Raw genomic sequence first — 20442 nt, 5'->3', positions numbered from 1 at the left:
TCGATCACAGCTCGGTGTCGGATGGTTTGCGCAAAGCTACACCCGGACCGCGCCATCAGTCGACGATCTGCTCGCTACATCGTCGACGAGCCGGCATCAGCGTATCCATATCGAAATGCCCAGTGAAGGCCACGATCGCCGCCAGGATGGCCCGGCCGCTGGCCCGAGTATGTTCGACAGCACGCTGCCGAGCTTGAGATTCGCGTCCTCGAGCATCTTCTGGATGCGCAGGCTGTGCTGCGCGATTTCGCGCACCAATTGCTTGCGCGTGCGAGTCAGGTCGCGCAGTTCCCGGGCGGCGGCCGGTGGCACGAAACTGGAGCGAATCAGCCCATGCGCGAGCAGGTCGGCGATCCACATCGCGTCGTTGACGTCGGTCTTGCGCCCGGGCACGTTGCGGATGTGCTGCGCGTTGGCCAGCACCAATTCGAAGTGCTCCTCGAGGATGTGCCACACCGGCTTCCAGTACACGCCCGTGACCTCCATCGCGACATGCGTGCAGGCGTGCTCGGCGAGTCAGTCGGACAGCGCGAGCAGGCCGCTGGTGGTGCTCGCGAAGCTGCGCACTTCATGATGCTCAGGCGCCGACACGCAGCGCACGCAGGCCACGATGGTGTCCTTGTGCACGTCAAGTCCTGCGCAACGGGGATAGAGAATCTGTATAGAGCCTCCTGCCGGATCGATGGCAGCGGCAGCAACCCTCGTGATCGAACTCTGGTAAGCGTGCCCCGGGCGATCTCGCCCGTCGTCACAATTCGGGGTGCGCGCAGGGCTGCGGGTCCAACTGTTAGACGGGCTCGAGGCACCAAGCAAGAGTCGACCTCGGTCACCGCTGCTTCGCACATGCTACGCCGCGCCCGCGCGTCCGTTTCATCCCTCGGGGTCGGCATACGGTCGATGAGCAACTGCTTACTTTCGCGGCGAGCTGTTAACCTCGGGCATCGGAACAACCGAGCCCATGGAGATGGGCAAGCCGATCATAGACTATGTGCCGTCGTCCCCTTGGGCGACGGCGCAAACTCCGTGATCAACGGCTCAAAATACGATCATAACGCGTTGCTCACTTTTCTTCTCGACATGCCGCGTACCTTCCGGCCTGACGAGGTGAATGTCCAATTGTGTTAGCAGCTCTAAACCAGATTCTCGATAAGCATATGGAAGTCGATATGGATAGAAAGTCGCTCGGGTTTTGGGCGAAGCAGGACGATTAAGCGATGACGCAGAATCAGGCAGAACGGCTGGCGCGTAACGCCCTATCTCGCCAGCCGTATGGACGCATTGAGTTACGCAGGAATCCACATTGATTGATCAAGCCTCCTATCGAATAGTGGTTCGTATTCAAATCCAGAGCACTTAATCCAAGCGTGATAATCAAATTTAAATAAACGATCTGTTGCGTGGTGATTTGATGTGTCGCGATATACTTTTAAATTCTCAGCTGGAATTTTCACAGGAATAGACGTCTTTATTACCTGAATTTCATCTATGGGATATCCTCGATGGTATAGTGCTATCGCCACCATCTCCGAGATTGTCAAGCAATCCCCCTTGGCAATTTCGCCAGGTTTATATCTACTCCATTCCTCGATTCCATTACTATGAATTCCTTGGTAGACAAAGTGTCTTGCAACAGACCTTGAAATTAAAGGAAGATCACATTCTACATCCAGATTCCGACTGGTAGGCAATCCGCTCAAGAAGCATTCTTTGGAAGCATGGTTATCTACCTTTTGCCGTAGCTGCGCCATAATCATTCGAGCGTTACGAGCGTTAGCTGGCACCTTCGGACGAACGAAATTTTTCCAATCTTCTTGGACGCTTTCATTGCTCCTATTCCATTTACTTATCCCGAGGCGTGAGTAGTATCTATTTCTAACTGAGTTAACTGATTGCGCCGAAACCATTGTGATTGGCATACGTTGTTTGTTAAAAATTCAAAATTATATAACGATACTTCTGCTTAACTTACAGAATCAATTCAACTGCCGCGTTGTTTCGGAAATTGAAAACAAGCCCGATCACCTTGCACCCAGAACTCCGCACCTGCCACGTGACAAACATATTGTTCTTGGTGATGAAAGGGCCGCCATGAAAATGGTTGCGACTGCAATGCCAACAGGTAACCAACAAAATTCCTTCTGTCCGCGAAGTCTAGGCACGGTCACTTCATCAGTTCGTTCGCGTGGGCCTGATCCAATATTAGTCCGCAGCGATATCCTGAACGACGAGTTCCTCATCGTCGCGGGGCGCCAATGCCGGTTCGTGCTTCATTCCGGCCCATGGGCGCGCCATATAGATGTCGTGAATCGCGCGCGCATACTGGACTCGCAATACCGCGTTATGCGAGTGATACTCTCCCACCGCTTGCCACGTCGGCCCATACTCGTCGATATGGCGACGCAATAGGGAAGCCCCAACATCAGCATTGACGTGTGCGTCCTTCAGCATATTTGCGTCGATTCCCTGCCGGCGCAGACTAGCCAGATGGATCGAATTGATTTGCATGAGGCCGATGTCAACCGAACCATTTTTATTTCGATGAAATGCTGCTGCGTTCAAATGCGACTCGTAATAGCCGATTGCGCGCAACAGATCCGCATTCAAATGATAATGGCGCGCGGCGTCCTCGATCGCATCCGCTTTCGCTGCTCCCGAGAAGAGCAGCATGCCGATGAGTCCAGCGCCCAATATACGAGCGCACGCGGCGCTCCAGCGACTTACGCGCGTCTTGCTTCGTTCCGACACTTCAGGTCACTCCTTTCTTCGCGTTAACATAGTGGATTACGCTCGCATGCGGCCGCCTGTTGATGACGCGCATGCGAGCCGCGCTGCCCATCGCGCGTCAACAGTGTCGCGACATCGCGCACAGTCGCCAGCCGCCTCAACTGATTCTCGTCAAGCAATATGCCCCATTGCTCTTCGAGGCGCATTGCGAGATCGAGCACCTCGAGTGAATCCATCGCGAGCTCGTCCAGCAGGCGATCATCAAGCGCGATGTCCGACGGCGGTACGCATAGCAGCTCCGCCAGTAGTCGTCGAGCCAACTCGGCCGCCACTTCATCGCTAATCGAATGGTCTTGCATGGTTACTTTCCTTCCTGATTCGAATGCAGTCAGCTATTTCGACTGAAACCTTCGGTTGTCACCAGTCGTTGCGGCGGAGTCACTTTGTCGAAACCGCGCGCCTGCTTCACCTGCGGGACTTCCCGGCGATCCGCATTCACGTTGTTGCGCGAACGTTCCTCGTTGTCGTCGGATCGCGTCGTCGGCATGGCAACGGTCGCATCAACTTTACTCGCCGAGCCAGCCGTTTCGCCGCCGTCCCGCAGCGTAGATGATCCGATGTTTCGGGTGCCTGACGAATCGTGCGTTGGACCAACGGCTTTCTGAGAAGCAGGCCGGACGGGCTGCGAGGTGGAGCGAAGTGCCGCCCTGAGCGCACTGAAATCTTCTTTCGCACCCAGTGCCGATTTCGGCAACTCGAGCCGCATCTCGGGAGCAATGGCCGACTTGTCGCCACGAGTGCTGAACGGATCGCGCCTCTTCGAGCCCTCGGTCGTTCTCACCGTCGGGTTCTCGCGCGCAACGGTCCACCGCCCATCTTCTCCGCGTACCCACGCCCCTGTCGCAGAATCTGTTCGAGTCGGCTCGTCGGCAGCAGCGGCTAATTCGGGCGAACCACCCGTGTGCTCCGGATGCGGCGGCGTCGGAGGAACTGTTGCCGGGCTGACAGCGGCCTGATGAATGGGGTTGGGGTTGGGGTTGGGGTTGGGGTTGCGCTTGCGCACATCGTCGGATGCCGATCGATTATCGGCCGAAGTGCTTCCGGATTCCGACGGCTGCTGCGGCGGCCGTTGCTCCTTCAATTCGAGGAGGGCATCGGCGACCGCTTCGGAACGGCGTCGCGAAAGCGCCGATTCGACGTTTCGATTGCCGCCGCCCGACGGTGTGCCCGCTGAAATGGCGACCTTCTGCGAAGCAGTTCGCACAGGCTGCGAGGTAGAGCGAAGCGCAGCCCTGAGCGCACTGAAATCTTCTTTCGCGTCCAGCGCCGATTTCGGCAGTTCGAACCGCATCTCGGGTGCAACAGCCGGCTTGTCGCCGAGCGTTCCGAATGGATCGAGCCGCGATGCACCCTCCGCAGTCCGAACTGTCTGATTGCCCTGCGCAACGGACTCCGAGCGATTCAGGCTCGCGCGCGGCCCCTCCGCCCTGTCGGCAAGCGGCGTCATTCGCCGAAGACCCGCCTCTTCCGCTTCGTCCGCGGAGGTGTTCGTTTCTGAGCCACGTCGCAAAAGTGTCGATTCGACGTTGCGCTCGCCGCCGCCCGACGGTGTGCCCGCTGGAATGGCAACATTCTGCGAAGCAGGCCGAATGGGCTGCGAGATGGAGCGAAGTGTCGCCCCGAGCGCACTGAAATCCTCTTTCGCGCCCAGCGCCGATTTCGGCAGTTCGAATCGCATCTCGGGTGCAACGGTCGACTTGCCGCCACGAGTGCTGAACGGATCCAGCCTCGACGATCCCTCGGTAGTTCTCACCGTCGGGTTCTCGCGCGCAACGGTCCGCCGCCCATCTTCTCCACGTACCCACGCCCCTGTCGCGGAATCTGTTCGAGTCGGCTCGTCGGCAGCAGCGGCTAATTCGGGCGAACCACCTGTGTGCTCCGGATGCGGCGGCGCCGGAGGAACCGTTGCCGGGCTGACAGCGGCCTGATGAATGGAGTTGCCCTTGCGCACATCGTCGGATGCCGATCGATTATCGGCCGAAGTGCTTCCGGATTCCGACGGCTGCTGCGGCAGCCGTCGCTCCTTCAATTCGCGTATGGCATCGGCCACATCGCGCATTGCGTCGGCGAAAGGCGTCATGTCCACGCTAACGCTGGCCTGGGCCCCATGAATGACCGGGCTAAATACGATACCGCCGTTGTTGGGCGCGGGCGGCTGAGACTGCTCGTCCACGTCACCTTGATCGCGATCGACGGGCGGCTCGTCCGCCGCCTGCGGTTCGCTCGCTGCCGGGCTGGCATCCGCAGGCATTCCCGGCTTGAGATTTCTCAATAACTGGTCGGCCTTCGCCTCGAGAGTGAGCGCGTGAGCCAGTTCGTGAACGGCCACACTCGGATCGCGAGCCTGCCCGAACATATCAACGGCGTGGTTGACCATGCGGCTCGATGCATCCGCCGCGTGCTTATCCATGAGATCCCGCGGATTGCTCAGATTATGTTTGCCGATCTTCGCTTCCACGAACTTCCCGAGCGCCGGGTTGACGCTGTTCTCCCGGAAATGAGTGGTAATTCGTTCCGCCCCGATGGACTTCGCCAGCGACGCAACTTCCTTGCAGAGTGCCTGGTACTTGGAATTTTCCGAATGGCAGAACGCCTTCCCTTTCCCGCTCCTTGCCTTCGATTCTTTGACGAATTTCCCGAATGCTTCTTTCACCGAGCGCAGAGATTGCTGCTTGTCCGGCTCGTCCGCGATCGCGTTCTCGACGCCATGCATGACTCGCGCAAGATCGTTCAGCTTGCTTTTATCTTCCGCAGTGCTCGTGCGCAACAACCCGGCGCAATCGATTCGCGCGTCACCTTGCAGCAGGTTTTCCAGATAGTGATGTGTTTGCTGGCGATACGTTTCGGAAAACGGTTCGACGCCATCCACGCGCCCCGCTACCTCGGTACTGACGAACGTGGCGGCGCCTTCGCGCGTTTGCGACTGCACATGCGTCACGTCATCAGCCATGCTCGCACGCCGCGAAGCGCCACGTCCGAGAGTCGGGATTTCCTTTCCTACCGCTTCCGGCATGGTGGTGCGCGTACTTTGCACCGTGGTTACGTTGCCTCCGAAGGCATCCATGTTACATTGGAGGCCGACTGAAGCATAAGTCACCGCGGTGTTAGGCGCGGTGGAAACCGCTGTAGGCATGATTGCGTCCTCTTCGAAGCGTTACATCAAAATACAAGAAGCTATGGATAGAGCCAGCATGGCTGGCCTGCATCGCAAGAAAAAAGCTACCGTTGATCAGATCTGCAGAAACGCTTTCGCTGTTTCTGTCAGCGTTTCAATCGATCCGCTGAGCACCTTCACCATACTGTCGAAATTCGAATTCTGATGCGAATATTTCTCGACGATGGTCTGGAGATCGTTCTGGATGTTGTCTTTCTCAGCGGAAAAACCCGTTTCCCATGCTTGATAGGCGGCCATGTCTACGCCACTTAAATCAGTATTACAAGCATCTAACATTGCATTCAAATGATCTTGATTGACTGAAACGACCCCATCGTCCGATACGTCAAAAATAGGACTCAGCTCCGCTCTCCACGCTGCCGCCTGTTCACGTGGCACGGACACACTCATGTCTTTTACATTATTCATCAGATCGGCTTTAAGGGTATCCGTATCTACTCTTACGGTTTGCTTCCCGTCGCCGTCCGTTGTGACCTTGATGTAATTGGGCAATCTGCTCATTACATCAGTAACCGACTGAAAATAAGTCGTGAACCCCGCCACGATCTGTTGATACAAATCTATATTGTCTTGCCCTTTCATCATTGCATCGATCATGCCCTGAATGACGGGATCGTCCATCGAAGACGAATCGCTCGTCAGTTTCGACTTCACCTCGTTCACCACGCGATTGCGCTGCGTGGCATCGGACTTCAGCGCAATCCGCGCATCGTCAAATACGCCGGAGTCCAAAGCACTCGCATTGACGCCGTCGCTCATGCCCGAGACGCTCGACAATTCAAGCTTGGTCGTCTCCTTGAACATCGCGTCGAACTTCGCGCAATACGCAGGCTTGCCCTTATCGGCCGCAACCCCAACGCTGGTCGACGTCCGGTCGTCAGTACCCGCCTCCGCTTTCGACGGCCGCGTCGCACCTTGCAGTGCACGTTGCCGCTGCAGCGCAAGCCAGTCCGAACTCATCACATTTGCTACGCTCATCGCTCACCTTTCTCTTACGTTAGTTTCCATTCACTCGCCGATCGCCGGGACTCCCCTGCACCGCTCAAGCCCAGTCGATCAGGAACTCGTCGCGGTTGCGACCTCTGATCCATGCCGGCTCGCGCCCGCGGCCGGCCCACGTGGCGCCGGTCACGGGATCCTGGTACTTCGGTCTGACAGGCACGGTGGCGCTGGTGCGGCGTGTCACGCCAAGCCGCCGCTGGCCGAACACCTCCTGCGCAGTCAACTCGTACTCGCGCACCTTGCCGCGCACCTCCTGAAGAACTGCGTTGCGTTCACCTTGTCGAAGGCGCTTCATTTCCGCTTCAAGTGCCACCGCTTGCGCCTTCAGCTCCTCATACTTCGACATGTAAATCATCATCCTTTTTCGACATGCCGATCAGTTCATGCAAGAACGAATCGGCTCGATCGCTGCGCTTGAATTCCCCCAAAACGCCAAGCATCGCGCGCTCATGGGACGCATATCATCCTCGCAAGCCGGAACGGATGCACCGGCTTGCGCTTTTCGCAACGACGCTCAGATCTTGAGGCTCGATGCGACCTGCCCCGCCACACCGGCCTGCGCGTTGTTGACCTGCATCGCGGCATCGTGCAGCTTTTGCGTCAGCTCGCGCATCTGCTGCGCTCTATCCTGATGTGCGCTCGCAGCGGTTCCCGCCACTTGCTCGGTGTTTTGCGCAAGCGTCTGCTCCGCACGGGCATTGCTCTGCTGCATGCCCGAAATGCCCTCCGCCTGGTTCTTCGCGATCGCGGCGCTCGTGTCGAGCAGGGAGCCCGTCGTGCGCTGGCGCTCCGCCACGATCTCGTTCGATTGATGGTTGATGTCGTGCATTTCGATCCGATGCTGGCGAGCCGGCCGCTCCTGCGACAACACTTGCGAATGCTCTTCGCTAAGACTATCGCCGCTATGCTCGATCGTGTGGGACACGCTGACGCCGCCTTCCCGCTTCGCATCGAGCTGGGTAACTTCGTCGTCGCCAAGGGTGGGCTTGCTCTTGCCGCGCAGCTCGAACGACTGCTCGCGATCGAAACGCTGCAGCTCGGCCTTCGGCTTGAGCTCGTTCTCGACCGACGACGCACGCGTATTGAGACCGCGGTACTGCTGGACAGCCCCCATCGTCGCCAGCGAGCCCTGCAGTACGCCGCCGCTGATAGCGCCCGTCAGCATGGCCTGCCCCTGCGCCTTTATCGCATCGGCGCCGGCGACCGCCGCGTTGTGTTGCACCATCGTCATGCTGCTCTGCATCTGGAGCTCGGATTGCCGAGCACCCTGCAGCGCCGTCGTCACCTGCAGGATCACGCTGAACGCTTGCTCCGCAGCACTATTGCCGAACAGCGAAGCGACTTGCTTGTTCGCGCCGTCCGTGCCGGTGGAAGCGATATCATTTGCTCGATCCGCTTGACGCCCTTCCTGCTTCGCCTCCGCCCCCTTGGGGGTGACCGTAAATTGCTGAAGCAGCGTGCCGACGGCAATCGCCACGCTGGGGTCCTGGCCCAAGCGGTCCTGGTTTTCCTGCTCACGCTTGAGCCCCGCGACAACTTCCTGCTGCACCTGCGGCTTATCTGCCGACAGCCTCGGGCTCGCAAGGTCGACGGACGAAACCTCGGCCTGGGTCGCCGCGCCCGCGACGGTCGCGCCGCCAATCAGTTCAACGAGGCCCGCATCCGCCTGCGCGACGGCCTTCGCGGCCCCGCTCTGCTGCGCCTTGTCGAGCACGTCGCCTTGCTTGGCGGCGGTTTCACGCAGCAGGGCAAGGTCCGTAACGCGGCTCTGATTCGAAATCACTGCGGTCATGTTTTCCTCTCAATCACAATTCAAATAAATCGTTCGTTTTATGCTGCGCGAACGTTTCGCAGAATCAAGCTGCCCGTCGAAGCTTCCGTTCCGGCCGCGTCCGTCATGTCTTGTAAGAGCTGGCCGAGCACGCGGTTGTGCTCGGCAAAATTGGTGACCGCCTGCTTCAGCAGCTCACCGATCATCTTCAGATCGGTGAGCGCCATCTTCACGGCAGCGAGCGTCTGCATGGCCCTGTTCTCTTCGATGCCGACGACGATGCTTCCTGCGGCCTGTACGCTCTGATTGGCGAGGTTCATGCCGACGTTGACGCGCTCAAGGCGATTGACCACCAGCATCTCGTCCTCTTGCGTCTCAATGCCGACTGCGTTTCGCAGACGCCCCATCGCTGTCGCCGTGCGCGAACTCACCGCCTGTAGCCCCGATTTTTCCGATGCCTTTTCAAGCACGTTCAACAGCGCTTTGCCGATGGTCGAATCCATGACCTTCGCCAACTGATTGGCGACGAGGTCCGCTACCTTCGAAGCGATGCTCTTGATAAGCGACGAGCCGATGACCGCCGCGGCAACCAGTGCGACGCCCGTCACGACCGCGCCGATAATGGCGCCCGCGATCTCGGCTTTGTCCTTGTCGACGCCGCATGCTTCCAAGGCTTTCGTAATCTGCTGCGCGAAGAAGCTCATCATCGGCTTCAGAATGGCATCCATGATCGGCTGCATGATCTTGTCCATGAATGAAACGCCGGTCGCCGCCTTGCAGATTTCATCGCCCACGGCAAGCGCCAAACCGACGGCAGCCAATGCGAGACTCGCTCCGCCGGTAAACGCCGCGGCCACGACGCTGACGGCCGTCACCAGCCAGCCAAGCACCTTGCCGACACAGCCCATCGTCTTCTGCATTTGCTCGGCTTTCTTGACCTGCTCTTGGTATTCGTCGGATTTCTTTTTCAGCGATTCCTCGCGCTGCGCCTGCATCTCTTGAAAGACACGCTGCTTCGAGCTCAACTCGTCGAGATTGCCCTTCGAAATCAGCTCCTGCACCTTCGCGAATATTTCGGTCAGCGCGGCGGCGCCGCGCATCGCCGCGTCGTCCGACGACGCCTTGATCGGCGACTTGGGGCCCAGAGTCTTCGTGACGTCGTCGACCGCGCAGTCCGCCTTCGCCTCCGCGTTGGCCGCCTTCGTCGCTGCCGCGGCTGCCGCGTCCTTCTTGTCGTTCGCGTCGGCGCGCGCCTGCTTCGCACTGGCGTCGGCCTTATCCGCATCCGTGCGCTTTTTTTCGGCATCGTCCTTGTATGGTTTCAACTCGTCGCCCGAAGCCCCGCTGCTTTTCTTCTCCTGGTAAGCCTGTTCAGCCTGCTCAGCGGCCTTATCGGCCGCAGCCGCGTCCGCTTCGGCCTGCGTCGCATTCTTGTCGGCCGCCTCCGCCGCGTCGGCTGCATCCGACGCAGCCTGCGTCGCGTCGTCAACTTCTTTGTTAAGCGCATCGAGCTGGTTCTTCACGGCGTCCGTCAATTGATTCCAGATCGCCGCGTTTTGCTGCAACTTGGCGATGCTGTTCGAACTGATGATGCTCATGACCTTTCCCAACAACGCAGTCAGCGCCGCCGCGCCATGAGTGGGCGCGCTGGAATCGCCGCTACACACCGAGCCCTGCGAATGGACATCCGCCGAAGCCGAAATGCCCCGCTCCCCGGGAACAGCCAACTGCGGCATGTCATCGAGACGGCTACCGCTCACCGTGAGCGAATCGTCGTACTGCTCGGACGCGAGCTGAGACATGCGGGCAAGGAAATTCTCCTGCGCCGCCGAAACGACATTGAGATACGTGTCAGGCGACATCACGCCCAATCCGCTCGCCGCATCGCGCAATGCGTGTGTTTGAAACTTATTGGCGGTCAATCCGCCCGGCACTCCAGATGACATGCTGATCCTCTACCTGGTCAATCGTTTTCCTCGGTCGAAGGCTCCTTGCTGGCCTCGCCCCCTACTTCATCGAGCCCGCTCAGATACGACGCGGCCTTCTTCCTCAGACAATCGTCGTTCGAGCGCTCGATCACCACGTTGAAACACCGGCGTGCCAACGCAGCCTTGCCCATCATCAAATGGCACTGCCCCGTGTGGAACATCGGCCGATAGTCGTTTTCCGATAGTGAAAATGCCAATGCATACAGGTCAATCGCCTTCTGATAATTTTTCTTGAGCTGGCATACCGCTGCCAATCCAAGCGCATATTCAGTGTTGTAAAAATCGTAAATGCAGAGAAAACGGAAGAACACTTCCGCGTCGTCGAGCTTCCCCTGCTGATAGAACCGGTAGGCAAATGCGTAAATGCCGTCCATCAGGTCCTGCGGAACGCCTTGCAGATCTTTCAGCGTCGCGCCGTTCTGCACCGCTTCGAGCAGCGCCGATGTCATGCGCTCCAGTTCCGCATCGCCGACATTGTTATTCAGGTCCATTTCGTTCTGAGTCATGCTATCAACCTCGCTAAAATAAAAAAATTTCAGCGCCTTCTCGATTGCACCTGAACCACCGATACAAGATTACGCGCTTAATTATCCAGGCGATTTCAAAAATCAACTATCGCCGCCTGTCAATCGTTATTCCGACGGATGGTCGGTTTTTGCTCCAACGTCACCGCGTCCGCCGAATCCGCCTGTGGGCGGGTCCAGCTCCTCATCGCGATCCGAATCCGGCGCGTGCGCTGAGTTCTCGTCGGCCTGCGGAAAAATATCCGTCCCGGTGCTGGATGCCTCCACCTGCTTGAGCCAAATGAGCACCCGCATGACGGCTTCGAAATCGTCGTTGCTGACGAAGCTGAAGCGGCGCGAACGGCGGTACACGGCCCTTGCGAGCGGAATATCGCGCACCACCGGCACGCCCTTCTCCTCGGCATAGCGGATCACGGCAAGCGCCCGCGCATTCGTTTCCCGAACCGACACGAACGGCATGGGCACCACATCCGCATTCATATAGATGCCGATCGCGATGTGCGTCGGGTTCGCAAGGATGACATCCGACTGTTCGATGTTCGATTTCACTGCCTCGGAGAGCAGTTCCATGTGAACTTCCCGCCGTTTCGATTTGATTTCCGGATTGCCTTCGCTTTCCTTGTGCTCCTGTTTGACCTCGTGCTTGTCCATCCTGAGGTCCTTGTAGTAAAGGAAGTATTCGACGATGGCATCCATCAGCAGGACAGGCACGGCACAGACCAGGAAGAGCAGGACGAATCGGCCAGTCAGCTTGACCCACATATGTCCGAGCAGGGCCGGATCCGCGCGAAAGAGCTGGGAGATTTCGCGGTGGGCCGAGCCGATGAATATCCACACGGCGGCAGCCGAGACAGCCAGATACAACAATGCCTTGACGACTTCCTTGGCAGCGCGCCAACTGAACAGCTTCTTCAGGCCCTTCATTGGATCGAGGGCCGTCAAGTCAAACTTGATCGACTCGACCGCGAGCGTGAACCGGCTCTGCACGAGGCTCGGCAGCGCACCGGCCGCCGCGCATACGAGCACGAACGGCGTGATGAGCATGAAGAACAGGCGCACCCAATGCTTGAAGTACTCGGCCGCATCTGGCGTCGCACCGGTCATCGCCACGCGTGCGAACTCGAACGCGATGCGCCGCAGGTCAACGATCGCGCCGGTCGCGACGGCGGCGACCGCCAGGACGACAACGGCCGTGATGTCCTTCGATTTGAACGTCTGGCCTTTCTTGGCCGCATCGCGCAATTTTTTGGCTGTCGGCTTTTCGGTCTTTTCTGACATCGCTCAATTCACGAGGCTCGCGAATGGATGCAGGCTGAACAACTGCGTCAGCGCATGCGGTCCCGCCAGCACGAAATAAAGATGGAACACGAGAAACGCCACGATGCTCTTGATGCTCAGCGACAGCGAAAACGCGTTGACTTGCGGACAGAACCGCGAAAAAAGGCCCAGCATTACGTCTGACAGAAACATGACAATCAACACTGGCGCCGCAAGCGACAGGCCTTTGCCGACGAGATCGGTCAGAAGCGTTCCGAAGCGCCATGCGTCGGCATGCAACAGTGCCCCCGCGGGAATCGTGACGTAACTGTTCCGGATGGCCTCGACCAGTGTCAGCATGCCCCCTTCCTGCAGAAAAGCCGCCGCATAGAACAGGCTGACGAATGGCCCCAGCACTGACGCTTCGACACCGGTTGCCGGATCGATCGAATCGCTGATCGTCGCGCCGCGCTGATTGTCGATCAGCTCTCCGATGGCCGTCGCCACCCAGAACGGGAGCGAAAGCGTGACCCCAAGCACCAATCCAGCGGTCGCCTCCTGCATCGCGAGCGCGAGCAGCGCGGCGCCGCTGTCGGCATGCGGATGGCCCATGCTCGACCATAGCCCGCCGATCACGACGAAGATGATCGTGTTCTTGAGCACCGTGTTGACGATCACTCGGTCGTTTAGAAACGGCAGCAGATAGAACACCGGCGCTATGCGTGCGTAAGCAATCGCGAGCACGCCGATTTCTCGGTAGAAGGTCTGCATTAAAATCGCCAATTTTCCCTCGCATGCACGGACATCATCTGAGCCCGATCGAAAACATCTCGATGGAAAACGCCATCACCTTGCCGCCGAGCCATCCCGACAACATCAGCAGGCAGCCGAAAACCGCGAGCATCTTTATGCCGAACGGCAACGTCTGCTCCTGCAACTGCGTCACCGTCTGAAACAAGCCGACCACGAGACCAACCGCCGTTGCAATGGCGACGGGCGCCGCGCAAAGCACGATCACGAGATACATCGCCTTATGGCTCGCATACGCCAATTCACCCATTCCCTTCTCCCAAGAATCACTGCTACTTCATTAAGTCGAGGTACTGCATAACGAGGCCCTTGCAGATCAGGGTCCACCCGTCCACCGCGACGAAAAGAATGAGCTTGATCGGCACCGAGATCGTCACGGGGCTCATCATCATCATCCCGAGCGCAAGCAGCACGCTCGATACGACGAGATCGACCACGAGAAACGGCACGTACAGATAGAAGCCGATCTTGAATGCGCTCTTGATTTCGGTGAGCGCATAGGCCGGCAGTAGCGCGAACAGCGAATCGCCCGGCACATTGGCCTCGGTCGCCGCACCGCCATTGCCTTCACCGTCGCTTTCGTCGGCATCGAGCGACGCCGTTTGCGACTTCTCGAAGAATTTGACGAGTTCAGGGTCCGAGTAGCGGCGCAGATATCGCTTGTAGTCGCCAAGCCCGCCGTCGACGAACTCGTTAACCGATTCGCTGCTCGTCATATCGAGCTGATGATGTTGAAGATAGTGGTAGGCCTTCTGCGTGACGGGCATCATGACGAACAGCGACATGATCAGCGCGATGCTGTTCAATGCCAGATTCGACGGCACCTGCTGAATGCCGAGCGCGTTTCGCACGAGCACCAGCACGATCGAGAACTTGATATAGCAGGAGCCCGATGCCACGATAAACGGCAGCAGCGTGGCCACTGAAAGCAGAACGATGAGAGCAATTTCGTTATTCGCCACGATCTTTACTCCGGCGATGCGAACCGCACCGTCTTGACTTCGACAGCCAGCCGCTCGCCCACTTGGATCAGTTCCCCGCAACCAAACACCCGCCCGTTGACACGAATCGCCACGTCGCCAACCGCATCGGAACGCAACGGCAGCACCGTTCCCGCGTGAAACCGGCCCAGATCTCCGACGGTCACCTGCTCCCGCTGGAGCACGAATTCGATGCTGACCGGCAATGCATCGATGTCGAACGGCTCGGCGTTGGATTCGAGCCCGGATAATTCGCCCTCGTGGCCGAGGTTCGATTCGGTATCGAGGTCGTCTTCGTTTTCAATTCGTTCATTCAGCATGATGTAGTTTCCTTCGTACTGGAAGCCGCACAATGGGCTTGCTCCCACATGGACGATACTGCGCGGCGTTTCGATGAGCATCACATCGCCAGGTTCGATGCGCCGAAGCATGGCTAGTGGCATGTGCGTCGTACCGATACAGAATTGCAGCGCGATGGGCAACGCATCGATCTCGGTTTTCTTTCCGGACGAAAGCGCGACGCCGACCTCCGGATACTCGCCAAATAGCGCGGCAGGATGGCCCGGTTCTTCGAACGCAAGCATCAGTTGCGCGGGCAACGCCTCTTGCACGACGCCAATCAATCTGACGTGAGACCAGCCTTCCGCCGGCCCCGGAATCATCGAAATCACCCCGGGCTCGTTGAGCAGATCGAACAGATAACGCTCGTCGATCGCATGCCACGCAAGCCCGTCGAGCCCGGAATATCGGCGGCGCAGCAACCCTGCCCCATCGACCCATCCTTCGTATTCGCGATTACGCCACCCGGCACGCACCTCAACATAGCCACGTGGCGGCGGCACATTGCGAAGCGCGGCCTGGCGGCCTTCCACTTGCAGCACGCGCATGCTCTGATAGAGCGGCAACTCCACGGCTGAAAGGGTTCGCAGTTTCAGCGGCACACTCATTGCTCCTCCGCGTCTTGCTGCTCGTTGGAGCCGTGCGGATTCTTCCCTTGGTCGTCAGCCTGCTGACGTTCGAAGCGCAGCGTCACGTCGCTCGAAAGGAGGCTGGCGTGCTGTTGCATCGCGTTGGCGACGCGATCGTGGGACGCGTGCGCGGTCATCGTCTGCGCAGCCAGGTTCGAATCGAAGCGAAGCTCGACGCTCGGCTGCTCGTTCCACGTCCTGAAGCTGTAGCGCAGCGACGATCCTTCCGACGGGCGGACGTCGTTTGTCGCTGCCGCATTGAGCCCGCGGCTCATCGCCGTTTGCGCACGGCGCGTCGATCCCGACGTGGCCTGGCCGCGGGCCGACATCGATGCTGCGGACATCATCGTGCGAGGCGCCTGCGGCGCAGCGTTGGTCGGCATCGCATCGCGCGCAACCGATGCGTCATTGGCTTGTGCACCGGCCGGCGCCTTCTTTGCATCCGCTCGCACATCTTGTTCAGTGGAACGAACGGCAGCGTTCATATCGCTCGCAGCCGTTCTCGTCTCGCCATGAGCATCGTGCGGCGTCGCGGCCTCACGAGAACGATCCGTTGTCGAACTCGACGTGCCGGATGTGTCAGACGAAACGCCGCCGTGCGAACGGGACGCCCCCTCTCCGGACGAAGATGCACCGGATGAAGCCGCTCTTGCGGCTGTGCCCACCAACCGCATCACGGCCTGCTCGCGAGCCTGATGTGCAGCTGTGGCAAGCAAATTGCCTTGAATCGTCGCGGCCGTTTTTCTCGACTTCTTGCGGGCCTTTCCGTTATCGGCCCGTGGGCGCCTGTCGTCAGGGTTGACTTTCGTCTTCCTGCATTCGGCCTCGTAGGCCGAACGCAAATCCGATGCACCATCCGCCTGCGAAACCGAGATTTCGGCAGCAGCAGCCGGCGCACTACTGGTAACGTTGATTGGCATGAACTCTTCCTTCCATTAATTCCGCCTCGATCATGGACTCGCGCAGCATGTCGTACTGCAACCGCTGCCGCGCGAGCCAGTCGCGATGTTTGTTTTGCCGCTGCTCCAGCGCCAACGCTTCTTGTCGAGAGGCCTGGAGCGCCTGCTCGATTTGACCTCGGCGTTCGATCAAATCGGCTTCCGCCATCTTTCTGCATGCGATGCCGAACCGCGCGACAGCCTGCTTTCCGCGCGCGCGCATCAGTGCACTCCGCTCATAGCACCTGCCAAATGCGGCGCGTGCCAGTTGTTCCTTCAATCCGTCGATTTCGGCGCTAACTCCCGCGAGCTCGCGATCGACATCGGCGAGCGCGTCGCGATGCTGTTGCATTTCCCAACGAAGCGCGTTCACCCTGCGCTGCAAGAGTGACAACAGCTTTTTTGCTTCACCGAACCGCTTCATCGAGACGCTCCAAGGTCCGTTTGAAGGCAAACGCCTCAGCTAACGGCTGCTGCAAGAACGCTTCCAGCGCGGCGCGCCTATCGAGCGCCGCATCGTTGTCGCTGTTCGCACCGCGTCTGTACTCGCCGAGATCGATGAAGATCTGCATTTCATCGAGGCGGGACAGGTTCTGCCGAAACTGTCGCGCCAGCTGGCGGTGCGCCGGCGGGTTGATTTCATCGAAAAGACGGCTCGCGCTCTTGAGTACGTCGATGGCGGGAAAATGCCCCTTGCCGGCCAGCTTCTTGCTCAAATAGATATGCCCATCGATGATCGAGCGGATTTCGTCGCCGATCGGATCGGGCTCTTCTTCGTTTTCCAGCAGGATCGTGTAGAAAGCGGTGATGCTTCCCGTTGCAGTCCGGCCCGGCCGCTCGAGCAGTCGCGGCATGCTTTCGAACACGGAGGCCGGATAGCCGCGGCGTGCCGGTGCCTCGCCCGTGGCAAGCGCGACGTCGCGCAAAGCACGCGCGTAACGCGTCATCGAATCGAGGAACAGCATCACGTCCTTGCCGAGATCGCGAAAATATTCGGCGATCGTCGTCGCAAGCAGCGCCGCGTTGCACCGGTCAACGGATGAGCGGTCCGATGTCGCATAGACGACGATCGTGTTGTCACGCCGGCTCGACTGCTTGAGCCGTTCCACGAACTCCGAGACCTCCCGGCCTCGCTCGCCGATCAGCGCGACGACGTAAACCTCCGCGGCCGAATGTTCGATCATCATGTTCATCAGTGACGTCTTGCCGCAACCCGCCGCCGCGAAGATGCCAAAGCGCTGGCCGACTCCGCACGTCAGAAGGCCGTCGATGACGCGAATGCCCGTTTCAAGCGACTCCGTAATCGGTCGACGCTCTGAATAGTCGGGTGGCGACATATCGACGTTCATCCTGCGCGGCATCATGAACGGTACATGGGTGTCCTCGGCTCGGAGTATTTCAGTGCACAGGCCTGTCGAGTCCATCACCGTGCCGAGCATTTGCGGCGACACCTCGATTGCGAGCTGCTCGCCCGTCGGAACGAGCACGGCCTCGCGCGACAGCCCCGTAGTGCTGCCGAGCGTGCTCAGCATCGCGGCGTCACGCCCAAATCCCACCACCTGTGCCCGACCGATCACTTCCTCGCTGTGGACATGAGGGCGAATCAGGCAGAGCTCGCCGATCGACACCTGGGGCAACGGGGCCTCGATGATCGGTCCTTTGATAGCGCGCGGATGCGCGCGTCGCTTGAGCAGATTCAACAGGTCGGCTGACACGATCATCGTTCCAGAATCTCGAACACGCCGCACAGGTCTTCGTAGAACGCCTCGAGTGCCTTCATGAAGGTGTCCGCATCGGCAAGGAAGTCATCCTCCACACGAGCGTGCAGCACGAGGCTGTCATCGACGAGCGACAGCAGCGGGCGACGGCAGACGAAAATTTCCGAGCCTCGCGGCAGCATGAACTCGAGCAGATCCGATGCCGCACGCGAGAGTTGCGCGTTGCCCGCATAGTCGAGCGTTGCCCACAGCGTCACCTTGTCGCCCTCGGCTTCCACATACATCGATGGCATAGCGTTGAAGTCGATGCAGATCGGCGAATGCACATCGAGCTCGCCAGCGATGGCGCTCCCGCATCCCATTTTGTCCAGCGATTCCTTAACCAGGGTTACCACGTCCACATTCATCTTTCAGTCCTCAGATAGTTTTCAATACATCGATCGCAATACCGTCGGCCACTTCGCCAAAGGAAAGCACCTCGAGATCCGGAAATCGGCTTTCCACAAGACGCTTCACGAAGCGCCGGATCTCCATCGTCGTCAACAGCACGACGTCTCGCTGCGAGTACCCGATGCGGCCCAGTTCCAGCGCCAACATGTCAAGCAGCTCCTCGGCCTTTGCCGGTTCCAGATTCAGATAGGCGCCGGTCGATGTCTGTCGCACGCCTTTGTTGACCATCTCTTCGATCTCGGCGGAGAGCACCACCGTATTCAATCGGTTATTCAGCGCAAAACGATTCGAAATGTAACGGGCCAGTGCAGCGCGGACGTGCTCGACGAGCATCACAGCGTCCTTCTCCTTTGGCGCCCATTGCGCGAGCGCCTCGAGAATCAGCTTCATGTTGCGCACGGAAATGCGCTCGCCCAACAAGCGCTGCAGGACCTCCGACACGCGCTGCACGGATGCATGGCGATAGGTTTCCTTGAGCAGCTCCGGATATTTCTTTTCGACGTCGTCGAGCAGGCGTTTCGCTTCCTGTACGCCGAAGAATTCGTTGACGTTGCGGAGCATCAACGTGAGGAATTGCCCGTAGAGATCGTCGGTCGCCGACCGCGTATGGATATCCATCTTCGCGAGCGGGGAACCGTCTTGCGGGCGCACCCACCACGCATCCCCGCCGGCGCCATCCGGCAACATCCGGACATCGAGATTCAACGCTTCGAGCCCCAGCGTCGAGCCGATGACGCGAATGCGATCGAATGCGATCGAGAACGTGGCCGCGCGTATTTCGTTGATCAATACGACGACCTGCGTCTCATCGAGTTGCTGCGAATAGGACAGGTGGATGTCGGGCAGGCGCAGGCCCATATCGATGAACGCGCGGCGCCGAATCGTGGCAATTACCTGCTCCTTCTCGATGACCGGCTTGACGCGCTCGGACACCATCAGCATCAGCGGCACCGTCTCGGGAACCAGCTTGTCGATATCGGAATCGTTGCCGCTCGCGCTCTTGTCGCCGACGCCGCCGCCACCACCACTCAATGCCCCTGCAACCTTGCTCACCAGACCGCCGGACCTTTCACCCGGTTGCTTGTCACGGCCGTCGAACCACTGCTTGCGCACATAAATCGAACCGAGCGCCGCCGCAATGAGCCCGAACACAAGCAACGGGAAGCCCGGCAGCATGCCGATGGAGATGGCGAGCACTGCCGTGACCGCGAGCGCGAACGGATTCGAGAACAATTCACCGACAATGCCCTGGCCGAGATTCTTTTCGCTTCCGCCAACGCGCGTGACCACGAAGCCCGCGCTGATCGCGATCAGCAGTGCGGGAATCTGCGCAACGAGGCCGTCCCCGATGGTCAGGATCGTGTATGTGGTCAGCGCTTCGGACATGCTCATCCCATGTTGCGCGACGCCGACCGAGATGCCGCCGATCAGGTTGACGAAGATCACGATAATGCCGGCGATCGCATCGCCCTTGATGAACTTCATCGCACCGTCGAATGCCCCGTACAACTGACTTTCCTGCTCGAGCGCCGTGCGGCGGGCCTTCACGCCGTCGTTGTCGATGACGCCGGCGCGCAGATCGGCGTCGATGCTCATCTGCTTGCCCGGCATCGCATCGAGCGAGAATCGCGCGGCGACTTCCGCCACACGCTCCGAACCCTTCGTAATGACGATGAACTGAACGATCGTCACAATCGCAAACACCACGAAGCCGACGACGAGGTTATCGCCGATAACGAACTGGCCGAACGTCGTGATGATCTTTCCGCCCTCGGCCTGAAGCAGAATCAGCCGACTCGTGCTGATCGACAGGGCGAGCCGAAACAGTGTCGTAATCAGCAGGATCGACGGAAACGTCGAGAACTCGAGGATTTTGACGATATAGAACGACCCCATGAACACGAGCAGGGCCGTGGTGATGTTGAAGCCGATCAGAAAATCGAGCACGTATGCCGGCAACGGCACGATCAACATCGCGATGACGAGGACCATCAGCAACAGCACGATCAGCTCGGGGCGCGACTGTATCTTGGCTAGCAAATTCTTATGCATGAGTCGAGTCTTGATTGATGAATGA

At 59.1% G+C, this 20442-nt stretch carries 18 protein-coding genes and 1 pseudogene; all 19 read right to left on the bottom strand.

The window, feature by feature from the left end:
* Window positions 1-127 precede the first annotated feature (127 nt).
* Window positions 128-663, bottom strand: a pseudogene (locus tag WS62_RS16435) (IS110 family transposase); the annotation flags it as partial.
* A gap of 1536 nt (window positions 664-2199) precedes the next feature.
* On the bottom strand, window positions 2200-2667 hold the full coding sequence (locus tag WS62_RS16430) for a lytic transglycosylase domain-containing protein (protein ID WP_082721023.1): 468 nt from the start codon (window positions 2665-2667) through the stop codon (window positions 2200-2202).
* Between the two features lie 101 nt (window positions 2668-2768).
* A complete protein-coding gene (locus tag WS62_RS16425; RefSeq protein WP_082721022.1) occupies window positions 2769-3083 on the bottom strand; it encodes an acyl carrier protein in 315 nt (104 codons plus the stop codon).
* A gap of 29 nt (window positions 3084-3112) precedes the next feature.
* Window positions 3113-5848 carry a hypothetical protein gene (locus WS62_RS36525; protein WP_156441015.1) on the bottom strand — a complete coding sequence of 912 codons (2736 nt, stop codon included), beginning with the start codon at window positions 5846-5848 and terminating at the stop codon, window positions 3113-3115.
* Window positions 5849-6013: 165 nt separating this feature from the next.
* Entirely contained in the window at window positions 6014-6937 is a 924-nt protein-coding gene (locus WS62_RS16415) for an IpaD/SipD/SspD family type III secretion system needle tip protein (RefSeq protein WP_156441014.1), read from the bottom strand.
* Window positions 6938-7001: 64 nt separating this feature from the next.
* Complete coding sequence (locus WS62_RS16410) at window positions 7002-7307, bottom strand: H-NS histone family protein (RefSeq protein ID WP_066572651.1); 306 nt, start codon at window positions 7305-7307, stop codon at window positions 7002-7004.
* A gap of 168 nt (window positions 7308-7475) precedes the next feature.
* Window positions 7476-8753, bottom strand: coding sequence for an IpaC/SipC family type III secretion system effector (locus tag WS62_RS16405; protein ID WP_066572637.1), 1278 nt, complete (start codon window positions 8751-8753; stop codon window positions 7476-7478).
* A 38-nt stretch (window positions 8754-8791) separates the two neighbouring features.
* Complete coding sequence (sctE, locus tag WS62_RS16400; RefSeq protein ID WP_066572635.1) at window positions 8792-10678, bottom strand: type III secretion system translocon subunit SctE; 1887 nt, start codon at window positions 10676-10678, stop codon at window positions 8792-8794.
* A gap of 17 nt (window positions 10679-10695) precedes the next feature.
* The gene (gene sicA, locus WS62_RS16395) at window positions 10696-11226 is read right to left on the bottom strand and encodes a type III secretion system translocator chaperone SicA (protein ID WP_066572633.1); all 531 of its coding nucleotides are present in this window, start codon (window positions 11224-11226) and stop codon (window positions 10696-10698) included.
* Window positions 11227-11352: 126 nt separating this feature from the next.
* On the bottom strand, window positions 11353-12522 hold the full coding sequence (locus WS62_RS16390) for an EscU/YscU/HrcU family type III secretion system export apparatus switch protein (RefSeq protein ID WP_066572630.1): 1170 nt from the start codon (window positions 12520-12522) through the stop codon (window positions 11353-11355).
* A 3-nt stretch (window positions 12523-12525) separates the two neighbouring features.
* A complete protein-coding gene (gene sctT, locus WS62_RS16385) occupies window positions 12526-13272 on the bottom strand; it encodes a type III secretion system export apparatus subunit SctT (protein ID WP_066572627.1) in 747 nt (248 codons plus the stop codon).
* Between the two features lie 34 nt (window positions 13273-13306).
* On the bottom strand, window positions 13307-13561 hold the full coding sequence (sctS, locus tag WS62_RS16380; RefSeq protein WP_066572624.1) for a type III secretion system export apparatus subunit SctS: 255 nt from the start codon (window positions 13559-13561) through the stop codon (window positions 13307-13309).
* Window positions 13562-13583: 22 nt separating this feature from the next.
* The gene (locus WS62_RS16375) at window positions 13584-14273 is read right to left on the bottom strand and encodes an EscR/YscR/HrcR family type III secretion system export apparatus protein (RefSeq protein ID WP_066572621.1); all 690 of its coding nucleotides are present in this window, start codon (window positions 14271-14273) and stop codon (window positions 13584-13586) included.
* A gap of 5 nt (window positions 14274-14278) precedes the next feature.
* The gene (gene sctQ, locus WS62_RS16370; RefSeq protein ID WP_082721021.1) at window positions 14279-15238 is read right to left on the bottom strand and encodes a type III secretion system cytoplasmic ring protein SctQ; all 960 of its coding nucleotides are present in this window, start codon (window positions 15236-15238) and stop codon (window positions 14279-14281) included.
* On the bottom strand, window positions 15235-16179 hold the full coding sequence (locus WS62_RS36520; RefSeq protein ID WP_156441013.1) for a SpaN/EivJ family type III secretion system needle length determinant: 945 nt from the start codon (window positions 16177-16179) through the stop codon (window positions 15235-15237). The genes sctQ and WS62_RS36520 overlap by 4 nt, the downstream gene beginning before the upstream one ends.
* Window positions 16157-16621 (bottom strand): hypothetical protein, encoded by a 465-nt coding sequence (locus tag WS62_RS16360; protein ID WP_066572611.1) that lies wholly within the window; start codon window positions 16619-16621, stop codon window positions 16157-16159. Before WS62_RS16360 ends, WS62_RS36520 begins: the two co-directional genes overlap by 23 nt.
* On the bottom strand, window positions 16605-17918 hold the full coding sequence (sctN, locus tag WS62_RS16355; protein WP_066572609.1) for a type III secretion system ATPase SctN: 1314 nt from the start codon (window positions 17916-17918) through the stop codon (window positions 16605-16607). The genes WS62_RS16360 and sctN overlap by 17 nt, the downstream gene beginning before the upstream one ends.
* Window positions 17915-18322 carry a hypothetical protein gene (locus tag WS62_RS16350; protein ID WP_066572608.1) on the bottom strand — a complete coding sequence of 136 codons (408 nt, stop codon included), beginning with the start codon at window positions 18320-18322 and terminating at the stop codon, window positions 17915-17917. Before WS62_RS16350 ends, sctN begins: the two co-directional genes overlap by 4 nt.
* 10 nt (window positions 18323-18332) lie before the next feature.
* Complete coding sequence (locus WS62_RS16345) at window positions 18333-20417, bottom strand: EscV/YscV/HrcV family type III secretion system export apparatus protein (protein ID WP_066572606.1); 2085 nt, start codon at window positions 20415-20417, stop codon at window positions 18333-18335.
* Between the last annotated feature and the right edge of the window lie 25 nt (window positions 20418-20442).

The organism is Burkholderia sp. ABCPW 14 (assembly GCF_001523835.1).
Lineage (GTDB): Bacteria > Pseudomonadota > Gammaproteobacteria > Burkholderiales > Burkholderiaceae > Burkholderia > Burkholderia mayonis.
This window is presented reverse-complemented; position numbering and strand designations above follow the sequence as displayed.